Below are 24,635 nucleotides of genomic sequence, written 5' to 3'. Positions count from 1 at the left end.
GTCACATGGCCCATCTATAGAGTCCGAAACGTCACACAGGTTCAATTTCTTTCAAGTGGCGTCCGGCCGATAACCGGGCCGCCAGCAGCCCGAGAAACGCAGCCGTCATCAGCAGGATCAGGGTTTCATCCCAGCTCAATCCCACCAACCGGAACCCGCTGTCATACAGCGTGGCCAACTGCGCGACCGCACCATCTAGCAGTATAGTGATGATCGCCGCCAGCACCCAAGCGGCGATCCCGCCCAGTAGGCCATACCAGGCCCCGGTGTACAGGTATGGACGCAAAATAAAGCTGTCGGTAGCGCCCACCAGCTTCATCACCTGGATCTCATCTTTCTGGTTCAGGACCTGCAACCGCAGGGTATTGCCGACGATCAGGAAGACCGAGAACAACATCAGGCCGGAGATCAGCGCGGCCAGCGTGATGGCCAGCGACTTGATCGCCGCCAGACGTTGCAGCCAGTCACTGTCGAGCCGAACTTCATCCACATCCGGCTCGGCACGTAACTTCGCCGCCAGCTGAGTGGCCTGCTCATTGCCCTGCCACGCCGTGATCGGGCGGATCACTACCACGGCCGGCAGCGGGTTTTCCTCCAGCAGGGTCAGCGCCTGGGCAAATCCGGCCTGCTCACGAAACTCTTCCAGTCCCTGCTGCGGCGAGATATAGCGCACGTCTTCCACTTCAGGCCAGGCGGCCAGTTGCTCGGTAAGCTGGGTCGCCGTGCTCTGCGGCAGTTGCGGCGCCAGATACACAGTTAACTGGGTCGGGCTCTGCCAGGCCTGGGCTACCAAGGTGATATTTTTCGCCAGCAGGTAGAAACTGGCCGGCAACGTGAGGGCAAAGGCCAGCACCGCCAGAGTCAGCAGATTGCCCAGTGGCCGTCGCTTCATCTCAGACAGCGCCCCGATGCATTGCATCTTATGCACGGCAAAAAAGCCGGGTTGTTTACGCGCCACGAGCAACCTCCCTCAAGTGCCCCTGGTGCAGGTCCAGGCGTCGATAATGGTGGGTACTGAGCAGCGAGGTATCATGGGTAGCCATCAGCACGCTGACCCCCACCCGGTTAAACTCTTCAAACAGCTGCATCACCTGCTGTGACAGAGCCGCATCCAGGTTCCCGGTCGGCTCATCGGCCAGCAACAGCCGGGGCTTGTTGACCACGGCGCGGGCGATACCGACCCGTTGCTGCTCACCGCCGGAGAGCTGCAGCGGCAGGCAGCGGGCTTTATCGAGCAGCCCGACTTTATCCAGCGCCGCCGACACCCGGCGTTTAATCTCGGTTTCTGAGGCCAGCTCGACCCGCAGCGGCAGGGCCACGTTGTCGTAGATACTGCGGTCCATCAGCAGCTTGTGATCCTGGAAAATAATCCCGATATTGCGGCGCAAAAACGGGATGTGCTTATTTTCAATCCGGGTAATATCATGGCCATTGAAGAAAATCTGGCCATCACTCGGCCGTTCAATGGCACAAATGAGTTTCAGCAGGGTACTCTTACCTGCACCGGAGTGCCCGGTTAGAAACGCCATTTCCGCCGGTTGAAGGTGGAAATCCACTTTTTGCAGGGCCTGGCGCCCGCCCCGATAAGCTTTACTGACCTGCTGAAACCGGATCACGATTTACTCCTCGTCACTAAAGAGTGCTTCAATAAACTCATTGGCCGCAAACGGACGGAGATCGTCGATCCCCTCGCCGATGCCGATGTAGCGGATCGGAATGTTGAACTGATCGGCAATGGCAAAAATGACCCCGCCCTTGGCGGTCCCGTCCAGCTTGGTCAGGGTGATCCCGGTCACCGGCGCCACTTCGCTGAACAACTTGGCCTGGCTGATCGCATTCTGCCCGGTGCCGGCATCGACCGTTAGCATGATTTCATGCGGCGCCTGCGGGTCGACTTTCTTCATCACCCGCACAATCTTGCGCAGCTCTTCCATCAGGTTGCTCTTGTTCTGCAGGCGACCAGCCGTATCGGCAATCACCACATCCACATTTTTGGCGCGGGCCGACTCGATGGCATCGAAGATCACCGACGCACTGTCGGCCCCGGTGTGCTGGGCAACCACAGGGACATTATTGCGCTCGCCCCACACCTGCAACTGCTCCACCGCCGCGGCGCGGAAGGTATCCCCGGCAGCCAGCATCACAGATTTACCCTGACTCTGGAACTGCTTGGCCAGCTTGCCGATAGTGGTGGTTTTCCCGACCCCGTTGACCCCGACCATCAGGATCACATAAGGCTTGCGGGTGGTGTCGATCACCAGTGGCTGTTCGACTTGCGTCAGCATCTCACCCAGCTCTTCTTTGAGCAAACCGTATAAGGCTTCGCCATCCTTCAGGGATTTGCGATCAGCTTTTTCGGTCAGGCTCTCAATAATCTTGAGCGTAGTATCCATCCCGACATCGGACACCAGCAGTTGCTCTTCCAGCTCTTCAAACAAATCGTCGTCGATCTGCTTGCCGCGGAACAATCCGACAAAGCCGGAACCGATATTGGTTTTGGTTTTCTTCAGACCACGCATCAAGCGAGCGAAGAAACCTTCACTTTTCGGTTTATCCTGCTCCGCAGCCGCCAGCCCTTGCTCGCTTTCTGCCGCCGTATCTTCTGTTGCTGTCTCCTGGACCACCGTGGCCACTTCAGCGTCAACCGGTGCTTCGGACGCAGTGGCTTCTTCAGAGGCCGGCGCTTTGCGCTCCGCGACGGGCTCTGCACTTGCTGCCGATACATCGGCCTGCGCTGTCTCGTCATGGCTTGCTTCTGCTGGTTTTGTTTCTTGCAGCCCTGCGTCTGGCGCGGACTGTTCCTGCGCTGGCTGCTCGGTCGCTTCATCCTGCGGCGTCAGCGCCGGCGCAGCCTCTTGCTGTTCTTTCCCTTCAGCCTGGGTGGCTTGTTGCTCTGTTTGCTCGGCCTGTTCTTCGGAACCAAAACCCAGCCACGAAAATAATCCGCGTTTCTTTTTTTCTGCCATTGGCAAATCCTAAAGCTTGATTGGTACAATTTGCAGCTTAAAAACTGCTGTATACTAACATTTTCTCAACGGTCGAATAAATCTATGACGAGACGCAGGCAACAATCCGGGCGAAATCAGCCCGATCACCGCCGGGAAGGGGTCGTAAGGATCATCGGCGGTCGCTGGCGCGGACGCAAACTGCCGGTACACGATGTTGAAGGTCTCCGACCAACGACCGATCGGGTCAAAGAAACCGTCTTTAACTGGTTGGCCCCCGATTTGTATCAGGCGAACTGCCTGGATCTGTTTACCGGCAGCGGCAGCCTGAGCTTCGAGGCCCTCTCCCGCGGGGTCGACAGCGTCACCATGCTGGAACTGGATCGCCAGGCGGCTGCGCAACTGGAAAAAAACCGCCAGACCCTGGGGGCTGACAATGCCCGTATCCATCAAACCGACAGCCTGGCTTTTCTCGACAAACCGGGCACACCATTTGATATCATCTTTATAGATCCGCCTTTTCGCAAGCATTTACTGCAAGATGTGATTGCACGGCTGGAAAACAATGGCTGGCTGGCCCCCAAGGCCATCATTTACATTGAGGCGGAAAAAGAGCTGGGCTTGCCGGAAACGCCGGCCCACTGGCATTTATTCAAGGAAAAAACCGCCGGTCAAGTCAGCTACCGGCTCTACGAGAGAGACGCAACATGAAAGCGCTTATTACCCTGGCGAAAGCAGCCATCGGCTTTGTCTGGCTGGTTCTGCTCATCAACATTTTCTATCCCTTCCCGGGCGTCGCGGCGATGGCCCTGTATATCATGACCGGCTTTCTGCTGATGATGCACGGCCTGCAGATGCTGATTTTTATCGGCGCCTTCGGCGACAAAATTTCAATGAGCCGCTGGGAAAAGTGGTCCATTTTGATTTTCGGCATTTTCGCCCTGCTCGATATTCGCCGCAAGCACATGATGTAACCTAACGCGGGGCCCTAACAGGCCTCGCGCTTTCCATGACTCGCCGCTTAAGCACCCAACTGGAAGAACTTGCGGATCCCGTCCAGAAACATCTGGGTCGAGATCATGATCAGCAACAGCCCCATCAACCGCTCCACGGCTTTGAGTCCTTTCTCTCCCAGTAGGCGGTTGAACACCTCGTAGAACATCAAAATCACAAAGGTTGCTCCCCAGGCCAGCAGCACAGCGATCACCCAATCCCCGACCCGGCCCGGCTCCTGATTGGACAGCAGCAGCAACGACGCCAGCACCGAGGGCCCGGCAATCATCGGGATTGCCATCGGTACAATAAAGGGCTCCTCGCCCGCGGCCAGCCCGGTCACTCCGCCCGGCGTCGGGAAAATCATCCGAATCGCGATCAGAAACAGAATAATGCCACCGGAAATACTGACCGTTTCCGTGGAGACATGAAGAAAATTGAGCATTTTCTGGCCGCCGAACAGGAACGCCAACAAGATCACCAGCGCAATAAAGAGCTCTCGGATCATGATTATTCGCCGCCTTTTCGGCTCAATATGGCGCAAAATCGACAGCATGACCGGCAAATTGCCGAGCGGGTCCATGATCAGAAACAGCATGACCGCTGCAGAGATAATTTCCACAGTGCAGACCTCAAACAGAGAAAAATATTCAGAAGAAAAGGATTATGAGAAGCATCGGCCAGACAGCCGAGCAACGGCAGGTGAGTATAACAACTGAGCACTCAGGTGGCGACTTTTTTACCACCTGAGCAAGGTTTAAACTACGACGAGGGAGCGCTTAATGGCTGCACATCATCGCCGGGTTGGCCACAATGGCATCACCTTCGCGAATGACTTTGCCGCGTTCAAGGAAAAAAATCAGTAACGCTTCTAGCGTCAAATCTTGCAAGCTGCAGGTGTGAAACCGAACATCTTCGCCATATTCGGCTGTGATCGCCTGCTGCAGAGACTGCTCGCTATATGGGGTTTCTGCGGCCAGGAGCAGGTTGAGCACCGTGTGGGCATGGATTGAAGTCATGGTCATTCTCGCCTGGGTTAATTCAGAGAACCCGATTAAAACACAGCCAGCACCAGGGGGTTTGACCCAGCGCAAGAAACAGGTACTTCAAAACTATGTTTCTAGCTTAGGGTTTCTCGCCACCACACTGCCAGCAGATCTCAAACCGGCCGCTATTCCACTCCCGGCAGTCCGGGCACTGCCATTCCACCTCGCCGGCCGCTTCATAGGCTTTGAGCCTGGCTCTGGCCCGCGTCACCTGGGTCTCTGGCACCCACAGGCACACCTGGACCACGTCCATCGGCAGCTCACCCGCCCCGGCAGACAGGCTTTCACCGCTCAGCGTCACCTCAATCTGCTCGCTCTCGAGCATGCCCTTAAGACTGTGGGCCTCCAGGCTATTGGCCGCCTGATACACCCGAACCCAGGATATCTCCATCATGACTCCTTTGCAGCATCCGGCCATACGGCTTGTCCCCCGACAATCCCCTACGAACAACCGGGCTCCGGGCAACAGCCGTCTGCTGTCTACCGCGACTGCGCCGCTACACCAGCAGCGTTGCCGCAAATAAAGACTGCGCCAGGTAATAGCTGGTCATAATCACTGACGTGGATGCGCGGAAGGGACCGCGAAACCGATCCACGGCCAACACCGTATCCGAGACAATAAACACCAATGCGCCAATCAGTGCCAACAAGCCAGCCGTCGAGCCGACCGTCAACCAGAACTCCCCGGCGGCCCAAGTCATCTGAACGATCATCGCAATATAGACCATGACCGGCAGCACCATTGCACCCAGTGACGGCAACAGCAGTAAAAAGACGATGATCCCGCCGCCTACCAGCATGGCTGGCAACCACCAGACCATCGGACCGTCCACCTGACTCCAGAACGCCACAGAGTACGCCGTGTGGGCCAGCAAAAAGCTCGCCAGTCCCTGAATAAAGCGATCCTTGGGCAGCATAAGAAACACATCCCCGAACGTCGACAGGATCAAGCCGATAAAGATCGCTTGCTGATAAACACTGTCGAGCCCGGACTGCCAGGCCAGGATCAGCAGCAGTACCATAGTCAACGGCTTAAACAGATAATATTGCCATTTGGGACCATAATATGCCGCAGTTATATGTAAAAGTGCAGAAAATGAGATGGCTAACCAAACCCACATAACATCACCGATATCATTATAGTTATAAGCAGGGACAGTTTAGGAACCGATTTCGGATTGTCTAGCGGCGAACCGTCAGAACTAGACCCCGCTTATAAAAACACTGTCCCCTACATCCGCTTGCGCCAACTGGCCGCCAAAGAGAAAAAATGACAAGCACATTGGATTCACTCCCGCCATCTGGCGCAAGGTTCTCAAACAGACAAATAGCAAACGTTTACGCCTGCCGTGCAAGATGAATAGAGTCGATGAGACAAAACATAGTATCACTTCGGGTCACAAACAAAGGAATCACCGGGTGATTATGACGCATAAGAAAACAATAAAGTCATTTAATATCAAGATGTTTAATGACAACAACATAAGAAAATACATGCTTTTAAACGCCCGATCAAAAACCCATGAAATCATGCCATCCTGAGCACCTCAACTTGTGGATATGGCCAACCAACGCATATTCATTCACCAAAGCGCAAAACCAATGTGCAAAACCCAACCACCAACCGCCACCAATCCAAGAGATTCACAGAACTGATAAACCAATAAGAAATATCACACCAAAAATAAAACAAAACCAAACCAGACAACCCAAAAGGACATAACAACAAAAATAAAAACAAATTATATCAATAGGTTAATACAAGAATCAGTGAGAAAAACCGAGACAAACAAAAATCAACCACAATAAAAAACCACAATAAAAAGCGCAAAACATCACGATAAAATTTATTTTTTATCGCAAATACAGTACTAAACTTGATCAAACCCACAAAATGGTGCTAGTATGATTACCATCTAACCAACAACAGCACAGTAAGGATCTTTTCTATGTTTACATCTTCCCAAAAACAAGGGCTTATGATGATTGCCGTCGTTGTTGGCCTCATGACACTGCCTGTGATCTACTAAGTCTCGAATAATTTTCAGGAAAAGGTGCCTTCTGGCACCTTTTTTCATTTTTGCAGGGAATAAAACGAGTTGTGCATCAGCGCAAGATGCCACGGGATCGACAGGGAGAGGCGTGATTGAACATCATGGCTCAGGGCAGCAGACGAATGTGGTGCCAATTTTCAGAGTAAAACCACAGTGCCAGGGCAGTAAAGCCCAGCACCACCAGCGCTGCCATCGTCCAGACAAAGCGACCACTGCGCGGGGTCAGCTCGGCCTCACACGCCTTACACGCCGCGATAAACCCGGCTTTATCATCCAACTGATACCCATCTTCATGCACAATTTTATTGCGCACCGTAGCGACAAAGCGCAATGTCGGAATAATTTCGTGGGGCAGCCGCCGCTCACAGCTGGTGATCAGCTGATGCAGGCCTTTGCCTTCGGCATGATAGTGCTGGCGGAGTAAGCGCTCAAGCCGCCGCGTCCGTGTCACCACTAACTCAATATTCGCCATATCGAACTCCTCTCGACTCATCTCTTCCCTAACATATCGTGCCCCGGCCGAGATGCAAGCCTTACGGACTCATTTAAATCATAGACTTAAAAGCATCAATCCACCGTTCAGCCGATGGGCTCCAGCGTAAATATAACCGCAAGGTATATCCGGTGCTCTCGACTTCAGAGAAAGCCAGGGAAGCTCACAGTTTCTCCATCCCGAAGTACTCGCCAGACTGCCCTTCTTTCATAATACGCCCTATTCATCTTCATTGAGTGAACAGGGAGTCAACTGTGCCTACTGAGCTCATTCTGATCGCGGCAGGGTTATTGGTCATCTCAGCGCTTTATACGATTCGGATCTACCGCCGCCATGTGCTGGGCGAGCAGGCACCGGAGAAACGTGTGGCGGTCCGGATCCTGGATAAACAGAGCGCTGCTGTCGACGGTGCCCGGCCCGGGGAAGACAGCGAAGCCTACTGGATTTACGTGCAACCGCTGCGAGGCGGCCCGAAACGGGAGTTCGAAGTCGGTGTTCACTACTACCATGCGCTCAACCCCGGCGATCAGGGCACCCTGACCTACCAGGGCCAGACTTTCCGCCATTTCGCCCTCCAGCGCGACTAGCACAAACCGATCAGGCTGTGCTCAGGGCACCAGCCACGCGGTCAGGCGACTACGCGCCAGCAACCAGCTGGCCCCCAGAGCCAGGGCAGTAATGATCAGGGTCCAGCAGGGGATCATCACCAGCGGGTGGATGAAGTACCAGTCCCAGGCGCGTACCGGCCATAAGAAGATCGGGTGCAACAGGTAAATACCCAGGCTATAACGGCTGACAAAGGCCGCAACCGCCAGCCAGCGCGGTGACATTCGCGCGCTCCAGTAGCGGCACAGGGCAAAAATCAGCGCCGCAATGAGCGCGGTATTAAGAGTTTTATAAGACAACCAGCGGCCGACTGTGTACTCCTCCGCCGCCATGCTATGGCTGATCACCATGTAGGCCGTCAGCAGCAAGGCAACGATACCCGGCACTAACAGCCATGACAGCAAAGGCCAGCGGTAAACAAACAAGCAGTAGCCCAGCAGCAGGTAACCGCTATAGAGGATCAGCTGCTCACTCCACAACCCGTCGACCGACATCAGGTACAGCGTGGTCATCACCAGCCAGGTCAAGGTCAGACCGATGGTGCCCGTCCGATCAGTGTGCTGGACGTAATAACGCAAGAACGGCACCACAAAGTAGAGCGGAATGAAGTAATAGAAAAAACCCAGGTGATAATAGGTTTCATGCACGGGCAGCTGTTTTAACGTCTCCCAGGCGTGTCCAGCATCATATCCCTCTGCACTCAGGCCCGAGAGCCCGGCATAGAACAGCGACCAGACCAGAAACGGGATCAGGACCTTGCCCAACCGCCGCCGGAGATAATAGCCGGGTTCAAACGGGCGGGTGTCGGAGAGCATCAGCGCCCCGGTGATCATAATAAAGATCGGCACTGCCCAGCGGCTGAAGCTATTAAAAATAACCGCCGTGCTCCAAGCACTGTCGCTGATCACACCCAATTGCTCACGATAAGGGCCGAGAACATGGATTGTGACCACGGCCACCGCAGCCACACAGCGCAACACATCAAAAAAGACAACCTTCTCTCTCACCCACTCCCCCAGCCTGCATCCGTTTGTTTCCACTATAGCATTGCGCCCCCGTCACCTCCCGGGCAACCGTCGCCTTTGACCGATTTCTGACATAACGGTGCTACCGCCCCTGCTCCCCGGCCATCAACTGACAAACGGTCTGAACTTCGGTGTGACGGTGATCAGAACGCCGTGTAAATGTTACCAATCCGTTTCATTTTCTGTGCAGAACGGGAGGCAATCTTCATTTTTGAGAGGTCGATCACATCTGATTTTCAGGCCAATTTATAAATCGTTGTTTCTTGGTTCTCAAAGGTATTGATTAATAACCAACCATTTTCATAATCATGAGCAATTATTGCCACCATCAACACCAAAGGAAACGGTATATTGCATCAATTTAGTAACCAAAATCAGACAAAAAAACATCATTTAAAATATCTATACATAATTTTATCTTGTTTATTGCATTAACAATAGCGTAACCTTCGCCACCGACAAGAGATGTGCCCATTGATGGGATAAGTACGATAACTGGAGGTCGTGATGCACTCATCTGCTTCACAACAAAAACTGCAACCCAACAAGAAAGCGTTGTTCACCCGCTTTCTCGACACTGTGGAATGGCTGGGCAACCTGCTACCACACCCGATAACCCTGTTTGCCCTGTTCTGTCTGGCAATCCTGATTGCATCAGGCGTGGCCGGCTATTTTGACGTATCGGTTGTTGACCCGCGTCCGGAAGGCGCACCAGGCCGTGCTGCGGACGGCATGATCCATGTGGTCAGCCTACTCAACGAAGACGGCGCACAGAAAATCGTCGCCAACCTGGTGAAGAACTTCACCGGCTTCGCCCCGCTCGGGACCGTCCTGGTCGCCATGCTGGGTGTGGCCATTGCCGAGCACTCCGGCCTGCTGTCCTCTGCGATGCGCGGCCTGGTGATGGGCGCTTCACGCCGCATGGTCACACTGGTCGTGGTCTTTGCCGGTATTGTCTCCAACACAGCTTCTGAGCTGGGCTACGTGGTTCTGGTACCGCTGGCTGCGATGCTGTTCCACTCACTGGGCCGCCATCCACTGGCAGGTCTGGCTGCGGCATTTGCCGGGGTTTCCGGTGGCTACAGCGCCAACCTGCTGCTGGGAACGGTTGACCCGCTGCTGTCCGGGATCACTGAAACTGCCGCGCAAATGATCGACCCGACCTACACCGTAGGTCCGGAAGTGAACTGGTACTTCATGTTCGCGTCGACGTTTGCCATCACGATTATGGGTGCCTTCGTCACCGAGAAAATCGTCGAGCCGAAACTGGGTCAATACAACCCGGAAGAAGCCAGCGAAGATCTGGGCAATGACAAAATGGGCAAACTGACCGCACTGGAGAAGAAAGGCCTGAAGGCTGCCGGCCTGGCTGCCCTGGTGGTCTCGGCGCTGCTGGCCCTGACTATCGTGCCTGAAAACGGCATCCTGCGTCATCCGGAGACCGGCCTGGTTGCAGGCTCGCCGTTCCTGAAAGGGATTGTGGCCTTTATCTTTGTCTTCTTCGCCATCCCGGGCTTTGTCTACGGCAAAGTGGTCGGCACCATGAAGAACGACCGTGACGTGATCGATGCCATGGCCAAATCGATGTCTTCGATGGGCATGTACATTGTGCTGGTCTTCTTTGCCGCGCAGTTTGTCGCCTTCTTCAAGTGGACCAACTTCGGCCAGGTATTCGCCGTCGGCGGTGCAGACTTCCTGCAATCTATCGGCCTGACCGGCCCGGCACTGTTCTTCGCCTTCATCCTGATGTGTGGCTTTATCAACCTGATGATTGGCTCTGCTTCTGCCCAGTGGGCAGTGACAGCACCGATTTTTGTCCCGATGCTGATGCTGGTGGGCTACGCGCCGGAAACCATCCAAGCTGCCTACCGGATCGGTGACTCAGTGACCAACATCATCACCCCGATGATGAGCTACTTCGGGATGATCCTGGCTGTGGCAACCCGTTACCAGAAGAACCTGGGTCTGGGAACACTGATCTCGACTATGCTGCCTTACTCGATGGTCTTCATCGTGGGCTGGAGCATCATGTTCTACGTGTGGGTCTTTGTGCTGGGGATCCCGGTCGGTCCGGGTGCTGCGACCTTCTACAACATCGGCGGCTAACCCTCCCTGAGAGACGAAACCAAATAACAAGCCGGGACCCAGTCCCGGCTTTTTATTGCAGTGCCGCACCGCTATTTCAGGGAGACCGCCACCAGCCCGGCACACACCAGACCCGCACCAATCAGGCGGGGGCGATGCGCCGGCTCGCGCAGCAGCCAGATCCCCAACCCCACACCGACCGGGATACTGAGCTGACGCAGGGCCACCACATAACTGACGTTCTCAGTCAGGCTCATCGCCAGCAATACCAGGCCATAGGTGCCGCCCATCATGACACCGGTTAGCAGGGCAACCCGCCAGTCGGCCCAACTCTGGCGCCACTGCCGCCGCCCTTCACGATGGCAGCACCACAGCATCAGCCAGCTGCCGGTCACCACAAACTGCATCCCCAAATACGTAAAAGCCAGCAGCGCGGGGGCCATGAAGGACGGATAATGACCGGCCATGATGGCCAGCGCCCGATCATCGAACACGGAATAACCGGCCGTGCCCAGTGCTGCCAACAAAGCCCACACACACCCGGCCTGGCCATACGCCTGCCAGCGCCAGTGCCGAAAGCTCACCACCGGGACCAACAAACAACCTACCGTCACCAGACCCATCCCGAGCCAAACCAGCACCGGGAGCGACTGTCCCAACAGGGTACTGACCACAGCCACCATCAGCACAGGTAAGGCCCGGGCAATGGGATACACCACCCCGACATCCGCTTGCTGGTAAGCCCGGGCTAAGCTGGCCAGATAAATCATCTGGCAGAAGCCGCTGCCAAGCAGCACCCACCAGAACACACCCGGCAGCGACGCGGCGGTCCCAAGCACGGTCACGATCAATGGCAACAACAGCCCACCCGCGCCAAAGCTGGCCACAGCAAAAAATGCCGGCGAGGGCCGGCGCGATTTTCCCAGCAAATTCCAGGCAGCATGGATCACTGCCGACAACACCACCAACCCCAATGCCAATCCCGACATCACGCCGCTCCATACTGGTATAGTCCAAAATAACCACTGTAAAGAAAAAAGCGGCAGCAGGTAAGGCCTGCTGCCGCTTTTTCACCAAAACTTCACGGGCATACCCGCTAGCTCTCCGGGCCGGGCTTGACGGGCGGCCTCGCCGCCGGACTGCCCGAAGTCTCCAGATAGTTCTGCGACCACTGCATCGCCTGCTGATAAGTCTTGGCCACCAAAGTCTCCGACAGCGACAGCGCCTGACAACACGTACTCACCTCCTCCCAGTCCGCCCGATCATAGGCGTCCAGCAGGTTGAGCAACAACCCCAGATCGCCGCTGCGCTGGAGCAGGGCCGCCCGGACCTCCCGGCTGAGCGGCAACACCCCGAGGATCTGCGCCAGGGTGTTGTCGAGCAACGCATCAAGCAGCGAGAACATACCGGTCAGGAAAGCTTTTTCCTTCATCGGTGCCAAGTGCCCGCTCACGGCCAGCATCTCGCACATCCGGGCCCGCTGCAGCGACAGGGCATAGAGCTCTTTGGGTTTATCGATCGCCGCATGCGCCGTCGCCACGGCACTGACAAACATTTTAAGTTTTTCTTCCCCCAGATATACCAGCGCCTGACGAAACGAGCTGATCGGCTCAATCGTGCGGTGGGCCGCCGTATTGACATAACGCAGCAACAGGTAGGACAGCGAGACATCACTGGCAATAATTTGCTCGACCCGCTGGAAGTTTACTTCTTCGCGGCAAATCTCCTGCAGCAGCCGCACCGTGGTCAGTTTCTCCGGCTGGACCTGGCGGTTCTTCATCAGCTCCGGCTTGCTGAAATAATACCCCTGAAAGAAATGAAACCCAGCCTCAGACGCCGCCTCAAACTCTGCCCGGGTTTCCACTTTTTCCGCCAGGAACTTGAGCTTACGGTCCTGATGCTTGCGCACATATGCACACGCCTTGTCGGCTCCGAGCGTCATGAAATCCAGCTTGATCAGGTGGACATACGGCAGAAACCGATGCCATTGCGGATCGAGTTCAAAATCATCCAGCGCAATCACATACCCCTGGCGATAGAGATGCTTGATCGCCGTAAACAGCTCCTCGTCCGGGGTACAGGTTTCCAGCACCTCGATAATCACTTTGCGTTTGGGCAGCAGCAACGGCAACAGGCGCACCAGGCTTTCATGGGGAAAGTTGATAAAGGTACGCTGACCGGCGGTCGCCGGGTTATCGCCGACTGCCATATAGTTTTCGACCAGCAGTCGACATGTCGCCTTGTTCGCTTCGATCATCGGAAATGCGTTGCTCTCGCCATCCCGAAACAGCAGCTCATAACCGACCGTGCGCTGCTTGCGGTTAAAGATCGGTTGGCGTGCGACATAAGAGTACATAATGCCTGGAGTGCCTCTTGACTGGTGAAGGTATAAAGAAAGAGTTTTCGATTATAACAAATATCCGGTATCTGGACCTGCTCAGGCTTTTGCGGTCGCCAGCAGCGCTCCGCAGCCGATAAACATCGAGCCGAACACCCGGTTCAGGGCGCCCATTATTTTCCCTGAGCGCAGATAATCGGTGAGCCTGGACGACAGGGTGACATACCCCAGCATCACCAGCGCATCGATCACTAAGGTGGTGATCCCGAGCACCGCCAGCTGCATCGACTGCGAGCTGTTGGGATCGATAAATTGCGGAAACAACGCCACCAGAAACACAATGCTTTTCGGATTGGTCAGGTTGACCAGCACCGCCCGGCGAAACAGCTGCCAGGCATTGGCACCGCCTTTGGCACCTTGACCGGCGGTTGGGGCCGGCTCACGCCACTTTTGGATCCCGAGCCAGATCAGATAGACCACCCCGACCCATTTGATCACCGTAAAAGCAGTTGCTGACTGGGCTACAATCGCCCCCAGGCCGACGCCGACCAGCACAATATGGATTCCCAGCCCGACCTGCAGGCCAAGAATCGATGCCAGGGATTTGCGCCAGCCATAAACCATGCCGTTGCTGATCGAGTTCACCGTGCCCGATCCGGGCGCCAGACTGAACACGACCGCTGTTGCCAGATAAGCCAGCCAGATCTCCACACTCATGATACCCTCTCCCGATAGCCTGCCGGACGCAACCACGAACGTTCATCCCGAACCCTCATCCGTTACGTCACCCGACGATATATATTCTCTCGCGGCAGTATAAACGACCCAACCTGTTTATGGCGACCACCAAACATCAGAGGTTAACAACAGATCACTCATTGCGGGTGAAGCTCCCCCCGATGGAAAGAAAAGCAGGTTATAATGAAGCTTAGATTTTTGCCGAATTTCTCCACTCGGCTCCCTGACGATTAAATGATTTGCGATGTTGAGAATTGCCATGACAGTCCAACCACCACATTACTTTCAGTTTTCCCAGGAATCGCAGTTTCGTGAAACCATGGCCGGGCCGGTGGCGGAGCTGTGGCAGCGCCGCCAGGAAGGGATGTTCGAGGGGGTCGACCAACTCAAGGTCGGCTGGGTCAGCCTGACCGGCTTCAACCACGACAAAGCCATTATCGTGGTGAACGGGCGGATCGAAAGCTACTGGAAGTACCAGGAGCTGTTTTATGATCTGGTCCAGCAGGGCTATGACGTCTTTGCCCTGGATCACCGCGGCCAGGGCGTCTCCGACCGATTAGCCGAAGATACCGAGCTGGGCCATATCGAAGAGTTTGATGACTACGTCAGCGATCTCAAGACCTTCTTTGAGTGCGAGATTGCCCCGCGCAACTACTGCCAGCACTTCATGCTGGCACACTCGATGGGCGGTACCATTGCCAGCCTGTTCCTGGCCGAAAATCCGGGCCTCATCGACAGTGCGGTGCTCAGCGCCCCAATGCACGGGATCCATATCAACAACTGGATGAAGCCGATCGCCTCGCCGCTGGCCCGGGTGGTCGAGCAGATGCAACGCCAGCCCGGCTATGCCCCGGGCCAGGTTCCCTACTACCCGAAGCCGTTTGCCGACAACCCGCTCTGCCAGAGCCAGATCCGCTACCAGTGGTTCCGGGATCTGTATGAGCAAAAGCCGGAACTAAAAATCGGCGGCCCGAGTGCCCGTTGGGTTTGGCAGGGGCTGGCTGCCGCCCGGCGCTGTATCGCCCGGGCACCGGATATTACCACCCCGATCCTGCTGCTCCAGGGCAGCGAAGACAACATTGTTGATAACCAGGCCCAGAACCTGTTCTGTCACACCATGCAACAGGCCGGGCGTCACTGCCAGCTCAAGGTGATCGAAGGCGCCCGCCATGAGCTGCTGTTCGAGGTCGACAAGTACCGCCACCCCGTCCTGAGCGCCACCATCAGCCATTTCCGGAAGGCGGAAACAATCGAAAGCTAGATTAACCCCTTTTCTCAATGCCAAACTGGTTTAAGATTGAACGTGTTGTTCCCCCGGCGCACGATCGGGGGCCTGTTTCACTCAGCCGAGAGTTGCCATGTATAAAATTGTCGCATCCGATCTGGACGGAACCCTGCTCACCCCGGACCATCAAATTACCCCGTTTACCAAAGACGTCCTCACCCGGCTCCACCAGCAGGGCAAAGACTTTATCTTTGCCACCGGCCGCCACCACATTGACGTGGCGGATATGCGCGATGAACTGGGGATCCCGGCATACATGATCACCTCCAATGGTGCCCGGGTACACAACTGCCAGGGCGAGGTGATCTTTCAGCAGGACCTGCACCCGGAAGTCATCCAGGGCCTGATCGAAATGGCCAAGCATGATCCGGCGCTGAAAATTCATATCTACCGCAATGATGATTGGCTGATCAGCACCGAAGATGAAAATCTCAGGGACTTCCACCAATCCTTTACTTACCAGCTGTTTGATGTCGACAATCCACCGCTGGACGGGGTCGCCAAGGTGTTCTTTATTCGCGACGATCAGGATCATGACCTGCTGGCATTGTGGGAAGAGAAGTTCAAGCAAACCTTCGGCCATCGTGCCAATATTGCTTTCTCGACCCCCTGGTGCCTGGAAGTGATGGATGCCAATGTCTCCAAAGGGCATGCACTGGAAGCGGTGGCAAAAGAGAAAGGCCACACCCTAGCGGACTGCCTGGCATTCGGCGACGGGATGAATGATGTTGAAATGCTGACCATGGCCGGCAAAGGCCTGGTGATGGGCACCGCCCACGAGAAGGTCAAACGGGCACTGCCGGACAACGGAGTGATCGGCAGCAGCAGCGATGAAGCCGTAGCCCGTTACCTAGCCGAGCACTTATTGTAAACCGCCAGCGGTCACAAGCCGGTTGTAACACGGCAATGCCACAGGTGAGGAGCTTCCTGCGGCAAGCCGTTGGGCCGGTCAGAACTGGCCGGTCATCGACAGGATTTCCTGCCACTGTGCCGGCGTGACCGGCATAATGCTGAGCCGGTTGCCCCGCTTGACCAGCGGCATCTCGGCCAGCGCCGGATTGGCTTTGATCCGTTTAAGCGACACCAGCCGCAGGTGGCGCTGGTATTCCACATCGACCATGATCCAGCGCGGGTTGTCCGGGTCCGACTTGGGATCGTAATACGGACTCTCCGGGTCAAACTGGAAGTGATCCGGATAGGCTTCCTTCACCACAGTCGCCATCCCGACCACCCCGACATCTTTGCATGATGAATGATAAATGAACACCTGATCGCCAAGCTTCACCTCATCGCGCATCATGTTGCGCGCCTGATAGTTACGCACCCCTTCCCAGCAGGACACCGCCTGCTGCTTCAGGGTATCGATCGAAAAGGTATCGGGCTCTGTTTTAAATAACCAATAGGCCATCGTCACTCTCACTGACTAGTGCCGGTCAACCCGGCAGGTGAAACACATTCCGGCGTTCAGCCTACCATAGCCGCAACCGCGCACAAGCCGGGACGCCCCCGGAGCGTTCTGGATCGAGGGCATTGCCCCCCAACACCCAACTATGCCACACTGCCGCCACCTGAACTGAGAAGAGCCCTCCCGTGTCCTGCCCCCGCTGCCAATTTCACTACAATTGTATTTGCCCGGCTGAGCCGGCCCTGAGCACCCAGGCCCGGTTCGTCCTGCTCACTCATCCCCGTGAGCTCAGCAAATCCACCAATACCGGCGCGCTGATGCTGCGGACCCTGCCCCATTGTCGCCGCGAGGTCTGGGATCGGGTCCATCCGCCGCAGGCACTGCTGGACCAGTTGCGCCAACCGGACCTGCAACCCTGGCTGCTGTTTCCCGCCGATGCTGAACATCCGGCGGAGCCGTTCCAGCCCAGCGAAGGCAAACAGCCGCTGTTTATTGTGCTTGATGCGACCTGGCAGGAAGCGCGCAAGATGGTACGCAAAAGTCCCTGGCTGGCCGGTATACCGCGCCTGAGCCTGAACGCACCGAAAGCTTCAAGCTACACCCTGCGCCGCAACCAGCAAGCAGGCAACCTCTGTACCTGCGAAGCCGGAATTGCCCTGCTCGATCTCATCGGCGAATCCCGCCAAGCTGCGCAGCTGGCGCATTATTATCAAACCTTTCTCGAGGCTTTTCCGGCCGAGCAAAGCGGCCATCGCAAAAAATAAATCAATTTATGCCCGGTTCAGAAAACCCCGCTATACTGATAAAACCGACTGACTAGTCAGTTTTACCACATTCGCACCGAAACGGAACTCCGGGGGACAAGCTATGACCGCGATCGAGACACTGTCGACTCACGACACAGACCACGCACAGCTCCATACGATCCTGCACGCGCAACAAGCCGCATTCCGCGCAGCGCCCATGCCGTCACTCGAACAACGTCTGCAAGCCCTGAAAGCCCTCAAGGGCGCACTGCTGAAAAACAAGCAGGCCTTGTGCGAGGCGCTGAGCCGGGATTACGGCCGGCGCAGCCACCAAGACACGCTGATCGCCGACATCCTGCCCTGTGTCGCCCAATTGAACTACACCCGCAAGCATCTGAAAAAATGGATGAAGCCATCCCGACGCCATTCCGGACTCATGCTGGTACCGGCCAAGGTCGAAGTGATCTACCAACCGTTGGGCGTGGTCGGCATTATCGTGCCGTGGAATTTTCCGGTCATGCTCAGCCTGGGCCCGCTGATCACCGCCCTGGCAGCGGGCAACCGGGCGATGATCAAACTCAGCGAATTTACCCCGGCCACCAACCAGGTGCTGCGCAAGATGCTCGCCGACTTGTTTACCCCCGAAGAAGTCGCAGTCATTGAAGGCGAAGCCGACGTTGCTGCCGCCTTCAGCGCGCTGCCGTTTGATCACCTGCTCTTTACCGGCTCAACCCAGGTTGGCCGCCATGTAATGCGCGCCGCCGCCGACAATCTCACCCCGGTGACCCTGGAGCTGGGCGGTAAATCTCCGGCCCTGATCGCCCCGGATATGCCGATCCCCCTGGCGGTGGAGCGCCTGATTTACGGCAAGAGCCTCAATGCCGGACAGATCTGCGTCGCACCGGACTACGTCCTGGTCCCGGAAGATAAACGGGATGAATTTGTTGCCGAATACCAACAACAATTTCAGGCCATGTATCCCAAGGGCGTCGCGAGTGAAGATTACACCTCGGTGGTAAACGCCCGGCAATATGAGCGCCTGACCCGCTGGCTGGCGGAAGCCGAGCAGCAAGGTGCCACGGTGCTCCCCTGCCATCCTGATGCACGTGATGATCAAGGCCACCGGATGATCACCCATCTGGTGCTTGAAACCCGCGATAACATGCAGCTAATGCAGGAGGAAATTTTCGGTCCGCTGTTGCCGGTGATCCCGTACTCGGATCTCGAGACAACCCTGGCCACACTGCGCCGGCAGCCACGTCCGCTGGCGATGTATCTGATGAGTTTTGACACCGCACTACAGCAACAAGTGAAAACCACCACCCATGCCGGCGGCATGTGTATCAATGACACTGTCTTTCACGTCGCTGCCGACGATGCCCCGTTTGGCGGCATCGGCGCGTCCGGGATGGGTCATTACCACGGCAAGGAAGGGTTTCTGACTTTTTCCAAAGCCAAAACCGTACTCAGCCGTGGCAAATTCAGCACCGGCAAACTCATCACCCCGCCTTACGGCGGCTGGCTGCAAAAGCTGATGCTAGCATTCTTTCTCCGCTAATGCTTTCCCGGCCCTGCATCGACCAGGGCCGGGATGATCAGATCCAGCCATCGTGAGTATGACATGACGTCCGACAACACCATGACCAGCAACACCATGACCCAAAAGAAAAAACAACTCCTCGATGCCGCGCTGACCCTGTTTTCCCGGCAAGGGATCGAGGCCACGTCCACCGCCAGCATCGCCAAGCAGGCCAATGTGGCAACCGGTACCCTGTTTCACCATTTTGCCAGCAAACAGGCGCTGGTCATCGCCCTGTATCAGGCGATCAAGACCGAGCTCGGACAGGCGATGCAGACTGCGTCGGCACAGGAGGGGCTTGAACATCAGGTAAGGCACTGCTGGCAGCAGGCACTGTGCTGGGCCCAACACAACCCGGCCAAGATCCTGTTTATGCAGCATATGGCTCACAGCCCCTACTGCAGCAGTGAGCAACACCGCGAGCTGATGGTGACCTCAATGACTTTGTTGCTTGAATTACTCGATAAGGCCCGATGTGCGGGGCTGATCGCCCCACACCCGGAACCCCTGGTACTCAACTTTTGCCACAGCCATTTCCTGGCCACAGCCGGGCTGTTCGCCGAGCACCCGGCGCTGGCAGAGCAACCCGAATATCAGGACAGCGCATTTGAGATGTTATGGCGGGGGTTGTCGCCGCAGTCCCGCTAACCGACTCCCTGCAGCGACGAGGTAGAGCAGCGATTATCGGTCGAATGGCGCAAACGGCCCTTCCGCAGCCTTGATCCATTGCTGAGCAACTGCGCGGGCAAACGCCGGATCCTGGAACAGGAGATCATCAGCAAACAGCGTGGAGTCGTCATTGAACACCATGATCAACTCCCCGGCATCAAGCGCGGCACCCAACGTCCATTGCTCTTCCTTATTCAGGCCCGGGCTATCCGTCCCCGGCGGCAAGATAATTCTCAAGGTCTGCAATGTCGACTTGTCGGTCAGGGTTAATTCCACCATCTCCCAGCTGCCGGTAATGGCCGGCTCTCCATCCGGCGTCACGGTCACTGCGCCGTTCTCAGCAAAATCAAGTTGGGTCAAGGCAGGCTTTATCTCAGTGTCACTCTTCGCTAAATCACGCAGGTGATACCAGGTTTTTCCGGCAAAGCGCGCCTCGGTCAGCGGTAGCGTCTGTTCCCAAAAATTCTGTTCAGACCACAGACACAGTCGGCCGGCCTCACTGAGACTCAAGGCCACATTGTCGTCGGCGTACAAAAAGGTGTCACTGAAACGGGAAAAGCGCAGGATATTGTCTTCAACCGTATAGGGAAAATCGCGTCCTAACAGACTCGACGAATAGATTTGATCTTTAAGCGTCACCTTCGCCGGGAGATAATCGTCGTTCGTCATCGGAATAAACCAGAAGCTCTTGTTACTCAGATAACCGGCCAGATCCCCGGTCAGCCGTTTGGTGACCGCCTGCCCCTGGTGATCAATGCGCACCTCAATGGTGTCGAGGTCGGTCCCCAGGTTGACCTGGCGATCCGCTTCAGCCCGGATCAGCGTCAGTGCCGTATCCAGTGCTGTGACATCATTCTCAGCAAGTGACTGAGCCAGCTGCGGGACTAAACTGCGAGCCAGCAGATGGGCATACACCGCATCCGGGTGAGTCGCTTTCTGAGCCACAAAGTCTCCGGCGATCACAGACTCAGCCAGACCCAGCTCGCTGGCCAGCGTCGACATGGGCACATCTTTCAACGCCGCCAGGGTGGTAAACGGCGTCACCTGGGCGCTGCCGGCTGAAGCATAGAGTTGATACGAGCTCGCGACATACCCGATCCGATCACTGTCCCGGGTCTCTCCGGCGCTGATTTGCGCGATCAACCCGTATTGGGTATCGGCTTTATCCAGCGCCACCTCCCCCTGCGTATTCGTGGTCGCCGCCAGCCTTTCCTCCGCCTCACAGCTGCGGTTATGGTTGCGATCGACGCACACCCGGGCCTCCCCCAGATAACCGTCAATCACAGAAATCGCCACTGTATTTGGTGTACCCGTCCCCGGCGTAGGGGTCGAATTATTATTGTCTCCACCGCCACACCCGGCCAGGACGAGGCCGGCGACCCATGGCAGAATAATGGCATATTTACTGTTGTGTTTGCTGACCATTCTATGCACCTTGTTTTTTATTGTTTGGTTAGGCTAAAAAACATACAGGACATATTCAACCAAAAAGCACGAACCATCACAGCAATTTGTTGAGTATTTGTGACGGCTCGCAGTTTGCCGTGACATATGTCATATCCGTACAAGGCCATGCGCTGCGCCTGAATCAGCCTCTATGCAGGCCATCAGATCAAAAATGCCCGGCCACACGGGTGTGACCGGGCATCGACATCTCTGTCAATTAATATGACGGGCTCAGCACATCACACATGCTGGCCGGCGACAAAGCCGGAACTCCAGGCCCACTGGAAGTTGTAGCCGCCGAGCCAGCCACTGACATCCATCACTTCCCCGATGAAATACAGCCCCGGGATCTGCTTGGCTTCCATGGTCTTGGACGAGAGCGCATCGGTATCAACCCCGCCCAGGGTCACTTCGGCGGTGCGATAGCCCTCGGTGCCGTTCGGCGCAATCCGCCACTGGTGGAAATAGGTCGCGACAGCGGCAACCTCTTTCGGGTTCAGTTGCTTGAGTGGCTTATCCTGAATATCCCCCCGCTCAATCAACACTTCAATAAACCGTTTGGGCAGCAGCCGCGCCAGCGAGTTTTTCAGGCTCTGGTTCGGATGCTTCTCGCGCATCACACCAAGCGTCTCCTGCAAGTCCAGCGCCGGCAGCAGATCGATGGTGACCGCCTGGCCCGGCGTCCAGTAAGAGGAGATTTGCAGGATCACCGGCCCGGACAGGCCGCGGTGGGTAAACAGCAGGCTTTCCTTGAAACTTGTGCCATCAGCCGCTTCCACCACCACCGGGATCGAGATCCCGGACAGCTCCGCGTAAGCTTCTTTTTCTTCCTTATGCAGAGTGAACGGCACCAGACCGGCCGTGGTCGGCACCACAGACAGGCCAAACTGCTCAGCCACCTGATATCCGAACGGGGTCGCGCCGAGTTTCGGCATCGACAGGCCGCCGGTGGCAATCACCAGCGAGTCACATTCGACCGCGTCGGTATTGAGCATCAGGCGAAAGCCGGTCTCGGTTTGTTCGATCTGATGGGCATCGACCTGGTAGCGCTGCTGCACCGACGGCAAATCACATTCCGCCAGCAGCATCTTAACGATGTCTTTAGCCGAGTCTTCACAGAACAGCTGGCCGTGGTCGCGCTCTTCGAACGCAATCTCATGCTTGGCAACCATGGCAATAAAGTCCCACTGGGTGTACTGGGACAAGGCCGATTTCACAAAGTGCGGATTGCGGCACAGGTAGTTGCCGGCCGTGACATCATAATTGGTGAAATTGCAGCGCCCGCCGCCGGAGATCAGGATCTTCCGTCCCGGCTTCTTACCATGATCCACCACCAGCACCGAGCGGCCCCGTTTGCCCGCTTCGGCTGCGCACATCAGCCCTGCCGCACCGGCCCCAACCACAACTACATCAAACTTTTCTGCCATTTCCGTCCCGCTCACCACGCAACCCTTCTGTTGCCACTTTTTGCCCGCCAATGAAAAAGGGATGCCAGCACACTGCGCTTGCATCCCTCAAAGCCTGGCTATTTTACCGCGGCCGACGCGGAATACCACCCCGCAGTCACGACTGCCGCCAGCTGCACCGGTGTCGCAATGTTACACCCGGGCCAACCGGCCCGGCTTGGCCACCCTGTGTGCTTGCACCTCCGCTTCAGCTTCCGGCAAATGCACCGTTGAGGTAGGAAAAGCAAATTCGGCGCCATGGCGTTGAACAATCTCGACAATTTGCAACATCACATCCTGCTGGATCTCTTTAAAGGCGATCCAGTGCGTGGTCTTGGTGAAGGTGTACACCAGAATATCCAGCGATGACGGGCCATAGTTGTCAAAGCTCACGATCATCGTCTGGGTGGTATCAATGTCCGGATGTGCCAGCAACATCGCCTTGATATCGGCCACCACATCCTCAATCACAGCGGCATCCTGATAGCGCAGCCCGACTTTTTGCTTGATCCGACGGTTGAGCATCCGCGACGGGTTTTCCACCACAATCGAACTGAACACCGCATTGGGGACATACAACGGTCGCTTATCAAAGGTCCGGATCACCGTCATCCGAAAGCCAATCCGCTCTACAGTACCTTCAATCTCGCGGTCCGGGCTGCGGATCCAGTCGCCCAGTTTAAACGGCTTATCGAAGTAAATCATGATCGCGCCGAAAAAATTGGCCAGCAAGTCTTTCGCCGCCATACCGACAATCAAACCACCGACCCCACCGAAGGTCAGCACCCCCGACAGGCTCAGGCCGAGGTTCTGCATCATCACCAGGCCGCCGATCACCAGCACCACCAGGCGCAGCACTTTGGAGATCGCATTAATGGTGGTGACATCCTTGGCCGTCTCGCTGATCGCATCTTCGGCATTGGTGATCAGCCGCAGCAGCACCCAGATAAAAGTCCACACCAGCATCAGGTGGCGGACGACGGAGAGAAATTGAGTCGGATAGTCTGAGGTGTTTTCAATCACCACGCCCAGAGAGAACGCGGCAGGCCAGAGCCAGATCAGCCAGCTGATCGGGCGCCGGACCGCATGAACCAGCGCGTCATCCCACACCAGCCGGGTTTTCCCGACCGCAACCAGCAAATGGCGGGTGAGCAGCAGCCAGGCTCCCCACAGGCAAGCACTGAGCAACAACAGCAATCCCACATTGCTCATCCAGTCCTGACTCACCCCACGCTCCAGGGCCGCCCACCATGCATACACTCTGTTCATCATCACCGCTTTTCATTGTTTGGCTACAAATGGCGATAAATTAATCGCAACGTTTTGTTCAATCAATGAAAAAACATCATGTATGCAGCAAGTGACACATTTATGAGCAAATCATTAAATACCCAGGTAGGCCACGATAAAAATGGATACGAAAAAGACCATCAGGAAGGTACTGGCCAAAATGAACAGCTTGCGAACCTTCACACACTTCTCCATGAAGATTGGGTCATGGTGATTTTGGTATTGCTGGCTGCGAATGTAGTGAAACAGGCGGATCTGTTTCGATACATTCCCCTGGGAGGAGAAGAAGCCGCGACCGTCAACCTGCTGATAAAGCAATGGATCACATTCGCGCATGACCGCCAGAAGTGTTTTCAACGTACTGACATAGCGGGAAATATTCACGACTGCGACAAAAAAGAGAGCTAAAAGAAGCGCATCACCACTGATCATAACAACCCCCGAACA

General features: G+C 56.1%; 26 protein-coding genes. 9 read left to right on the top strand and 17 right to left on the bottom strand.

The window, feature by feature from the left end:
- Positions 1 to 31: 31 nt before the first annotated feature.
- Genes ftsX through ftsY form a run of 3 tightly spaced genes read right to left on the bottom strand, consistent with a single transcriptional unit; the run spans position 32 to position 2,966 of the window.
- Positions 32 to 958, bottom strand: coding sequence for a permease-like cell division protein FtsX (gene ftsX, locus NNL38_RS00470; RefSeq protein WP_255389092.1), 927 nt, complete (start codon positions 956 to 958; stop codon positions 32 to 34).
- Positions 948 to 1,616, bottom strand: a complete 669-nt coding sequence (gene ftsE, locus NNL38_RS00465; protein WP_255389091.1) for a cell division ATP-binding protein FtsE — start codon at positions 1,614 to 1,616, stop codon at positions 948 to 950. Before ftsE ends, ftsX begins: the two co-directional genes overlap by 11 nt.
- A gap of 3 nt (positions 1,617 to 1,619) precedes the next feature.
- Positions 1,620 to 2,966: a signal recognition particle-docking protein FtsY gene (gene ftsY, locus NNL38_RS00460; protein WP_255389089.1), complete on the bottom strand. Its 1,347-nt coding sequence runs from the start codon at positions 2,964 to 2,966 to the stop codon at positions 1,620 to 1,622.
- 84 nt (positions 2,967 to 3,050) lie between these two features.
- Here ftsY and rsmD point away from each other — a divergent pair, with 84 nt between their 5' ends.
- Positions 3,051 to 3,656 (top strand): 16S rRNA (guanine(966)-N(2))-methyltransferase RsmD, encoded by a 606-nt coding sequence (gene rsmD / locus NNL38_RS00455; RefSeq protein WP_255389088.1) that lies wholly within the window; start codon positions 3,051 to 3,053, stop codon positions 3,654 to 3,656.
- A complete protein-coding gene (locus tag NNL38_RS00450) occupies positions 3,653 to 3,919 on the top strand; it encodes a DUF1145 domain-containing protein (RefSeq protein ID WP_255389087.1) in 267 nt (88 codons plus the stop codon). Before rsmD ends, NNL38_RS00450 begins: the two co-directional genes overlap by 4 nt.
- 47 nt (positions 3,920 to 3,966) lie before the next feature.
- On the opposite strand, the gene NNL38_RS00445 is transcribed toward NNL38_RS00450, so the two are convergent.
- The 5 genes from NNL38_RS00445 to NNL38_RS00425 all read right to left on the bottom strand — a co-directional run bounded on the left by NNL38_RS00445 (position 3,967) and on the right by NNL38_RS00425 (position 7,510).
- On the bottom strand, positions 3,967 to 4,560 hold the full coding sequence (locus NNL38_RS00445) for a YhgN family NAAT transporter (RefSeq protein ID WP_255389086.1): 594 nt from the start codon (positions 4,558 to 4,560) through the stop codon (positions 3,967 to 3,969).
- A 157-nt stretch (positions 4,561 to 4,717) separates the two neighbouring features.
- On the bottom strand, positions 4,718 to 4,963 hold the full coding sequence (locus NNL38_RS00440; RefSeq protein WP_255389085.1) for a YecH family metal-binding protein: 246 nt from the start codon (positions 4,961 to 4,963) through the stop codon (positions 4,718 to 4,720).
- A gap of 100 nt (positions 4,964 to 5,063) precedes the next feature.
- A complete protein-coding gene (locus tag NNL38_RS00435) occupies positions 5,064 to 5,378 on the bottom strand; it encodes a putative signal transducing protein (protein ID WP_369414561.1) in 315 nt (104 codons plus the stop codon).
- Positions 5,379 to 5,481: 103 nt separating this feature from the next.
- Positions 5,482 to 6,105 (bottom strand): lysoplasmalogenase, encoded by a 624-nt coding sequence (locus NNL38_RS00430; protein ID WP_255389084.1) that lies wholly within the window; start codon positions 6,103 to 6,105, stop codon positions 5,482 to 5,484.
- A 1,039-nt stretch (positions 6,106 to 7,144) separates the two neighbouring features.
- On the bottom strand, positions 7,145 to 7,510 hold the full coding sequence (locus NNL38_RS00425) for a DUF4145 domain-containing protein (protein ID WP_255389083.1): 366 nt from the start codon (positions 7,508 to 7,510) through the stop codon (positions 7,145 to 7,147).
- Between the two features lie 275 nt (positions 7,511 to 7,785).
- Between NNL38_RS00425 and NNL38_RS00420 the strand changes: the two genes are divergently transcribed.
- Positions 7,786 to 8,118: a DUF2500 domain-containing protein gene (locus NNL38_RS00420; RefSeq protein ID WP_439651361.1), complete on the top strand. Its 333-nt coding sequence runs from the start codon at positions 7,786 to 7,788 to the stop codon at positions 8,116 to 8,118.
- A gap of 21 nt (positions 8,119 to 8,139) precedes the next feature.
- On the opposite strand, the gene NNL38_RS00415 is transcribed toward NNL38_RS00420, so the two are convergent.
- Positions 8,140 to 9,144 carry an acyltransferase gene (locus NNL38_RS00415; protein WP_255389082.1) on the bottom strand — a complete coding sequence of 335 codons (1,005 nt, stop codon included), beginning with the start codon at positions 9,142 to 9,144 and terminating at the stop codon, positions 8,140 to 8,142.
- A 525-nt stretch (positions 9,145 to 9,669) separates the two neighbouring features.
- On the opposite strand from NNL38_RS00415, the gene NNL38_RS00410 reads away from it, so the two are divergent.
- On the top strand, positions 9,670 to 11,268 hold the full coding sequence (locus tag NNL38_RS00410; RefSeq protein WP_255389081.1) for an AbgT family transporter: 1,599 nt from the start codon (positions 9,670 to 9,672) through the stop codon (positions 11,266 to 11,268).
- 71 nt (positions 11,269 to 11,339) lie between these two features.
- Here NNL38_RS00410 and NNL38_RS00405 read toward each other — a convergent pair whose 3' ends face one another.
- The 3 genes from NNL38_RS00405 to rhtB form a co-directional block, all read right to left on the bottom strand.
- Complete coding sequence (locus tag NNL38_RS00405) at positions 11,340 to 12,236, bottom strand: EamA family transporter (RefSeq protein ID WP_255389080.1); 897 nt, start codon at positions 12,234 to 12,236, stop codon at positions 11,340 to 11,342.
- A 107-nt stretch (positions 12,237 to 12,343) separates the two neighbouring features.
- Positions 12,344 to 13,603 carry an EAL and HDOD domain-containing protein gene (locus NNL38_RS00400; protein WP_255389079.1) on the bottom strand — a complete coding sequence of 420 codons (1,260 nt, stop codon included), beginning with the start codon at positions 13,601 to 13,603 and terminating at the stop codon, positions 12,344 to 12,346.
- 81 nt (positions 13,604 to 13,684) lie between these two features.
- The gene (gene rhtB, locus NNL38_RS00395; protein WP_255389078.1) at positions 13,685 to 14,302 is read right to left on the bottom strand and encodes a homoserine/homoserine lactone efflux protein; all 618 of its coding nucleotides are present in this window, start codon (positions 14,300 to 14,302) and stop codon (positions 13,685 to 13,687) included.
- 280 nt (positions 14,303 to 14,582) lie between these two features.
- Between rhtB and NNL38_RS00390 the strand changes: the two genes are divergently transcribed.
- Together NNL38_RS00390 and NNL38_RS00385 are read left to right on the top strand one after the other, a co-directional pair.
- A complete protein-coding gene (locus NNL38_RS00390) occupies positions 14,583 to 15,584 on the top strand; it encodes an alpha/beta fold hydrolase (protein WP_255389077.1) in 1,002 nt (333 codons plus the stop codon).
- Between the two features lie 97 nt (positions 15,585 to 15,681).
- Positions 15,682 to 16,479 (top strand): Cof-type HAD-IIB family hydrolase, encoded by a 798-nt coding sequence (locus NNL38_RS00385; protein WP_255389076.1) that lies wholly within the window; start codon positions 15,682 to 15,684, stop codon positions 16,477 to 16,479.
- A 78-nt stretch (positions 16,480 to 16,557) separates the two neighbouring features.
- On the opposite strand, the gene NNL38_RS00380 is transcribed toward NNL38_RS00385, so the two are convergent.
- Positions 16,558 to 17,016, bottom strand: a complete 459-nt coding sequence (locus tag NNL38_RS00380) for an EVE domain-containing protein (protein WP_255389075.1) — start codon at positions 17,014 to 17,016, stop codon at positions 16,558 to 16,560.
- A gap of 182 nt (positions 17,017 to 17,198) precedes the next feature.
- Here NNL38_RS00380 and NNL38_RS00375 point away from each other — a divergent pair, with 182 nt between their 5' ends.
- From NNL38_RS00375 to NNL38_RS00365, 3 genes are all read left to right on the top strand, one after another.
- Positions 17,199 to 17,777 carry a tRNA-uridine aminocarboxypropyltransferase gene (locus tag NNL38_RS00375; RefSeq protein ID WP_255389074.1) on the top strand — a complete coding sequence of 193 codons (579 nt, stop codon included), beginning with the start codon at positions 17,199 to 17,201 and terminating at the stop codon, positions 17,775 to 17,777.
- Positions 17,778 to 17,880: 103 nt separating this feature from the next.
- Positions 17,881 to 19,317: a coniferyl aldehyde dehydrogenase gene (locus tag NNL38_RS00370; RefSeq protein ID WP_255389073.1), complete on the top strand. Its 1,437-nt coding sequence runs from the start codon at positions 17,881 to 17,883 to the stop codon at positions 19,315 to 19,317.
- Between the two features lie 63 nt (positions 19,318 to 19,380).
- A complete protein-coding gene (locus NNL38_RS00365; protein ID WP_255389072.1) occupies positions 19,381 to 19,986 on the top strand; it encodes a TetR/AcrR family transcriptional regulator in 606 nt (201 codons plus the stop codon).
- Positions 19,987 to 20,019: 33 nt separating this feature from the next.
- Here NNL38_RS00365 and NNL38_RS00360 read toward each other — a convergent pair whose 3' ends face one another.
- From NNL38_RS00360 to uspB, 4 genes are all read right to left on the bottom strand, one after another.
- Positions 20,020 to 21,432 carry a hypothetical protein gene (locus NNL38_RS00360; protein ID WP_255389071.1) on the bottom strand — a complete coding sequence of 471 codons (1,413 nt, stop codon included), beginning with the start codon at positions 21,430 to 21,432 and terminating at the stop codon, positions 20,020 to 20,022.
- Positions 21,433 to 21,692: 260 nt separating this feature from the next.
- A complete protein-coding gene (locus NNL38_RS00355; RefSeq protein ID WP_255389070.1) occupies positions 21,693 to 22,880 on the bottom strand; it encodes a BaiN/RdsA family NAD(P)/FAD-dependent oxidoreductase in 1,188 nt (395 codons plus the stop codon).
- 171 nt (positions 22,881 to 23,051) lie between these two features.
- On the bottom strand, positions 23,052 to 24,167 hold the full coding sequence (locus NNL38_RS00350; protein ID WP_439651381.1) for a mechanosensitive ion channel family protein: 1,116 nt from the start codon (positions 24,165 to 24,167) through the stop codon (positions 23,052 to 23,054).
- A 114-nt stretch (positions 24,168 to 24,281) separates the two neighbouring features.
- The gene (uspB, locus tag NNL38_RS00345; protein WP_255389068.1) at positions 24,282 to 24,620 is read right to left on the bottom strand and encodes a universal stress protein UspB; all 339 of its coding nucleotides are present in this window, start codon (positions 24,618 to 24,620) and stop codon (positions 24,282 to 24,284) included.
- Positions 24,621 to 24,635 lie beyond the last annotated feature (15 nt).

The sequence above is a fragment of the Photobacterium atrarenae genome (assembly GCF_024380015.1).
Taxonomy (GTDB): domain Bacteria; phylum Pseudomonadota; class Gammaproteobacteria; order Enterobacterales; family Vibrionaceae; genus Photobacterium; species Photobacterium atrarenae.
Note: the sequence above shows the minus strand (reverse complement) of the source record. Positions and strands in the feature narration are given on the sequence as shown.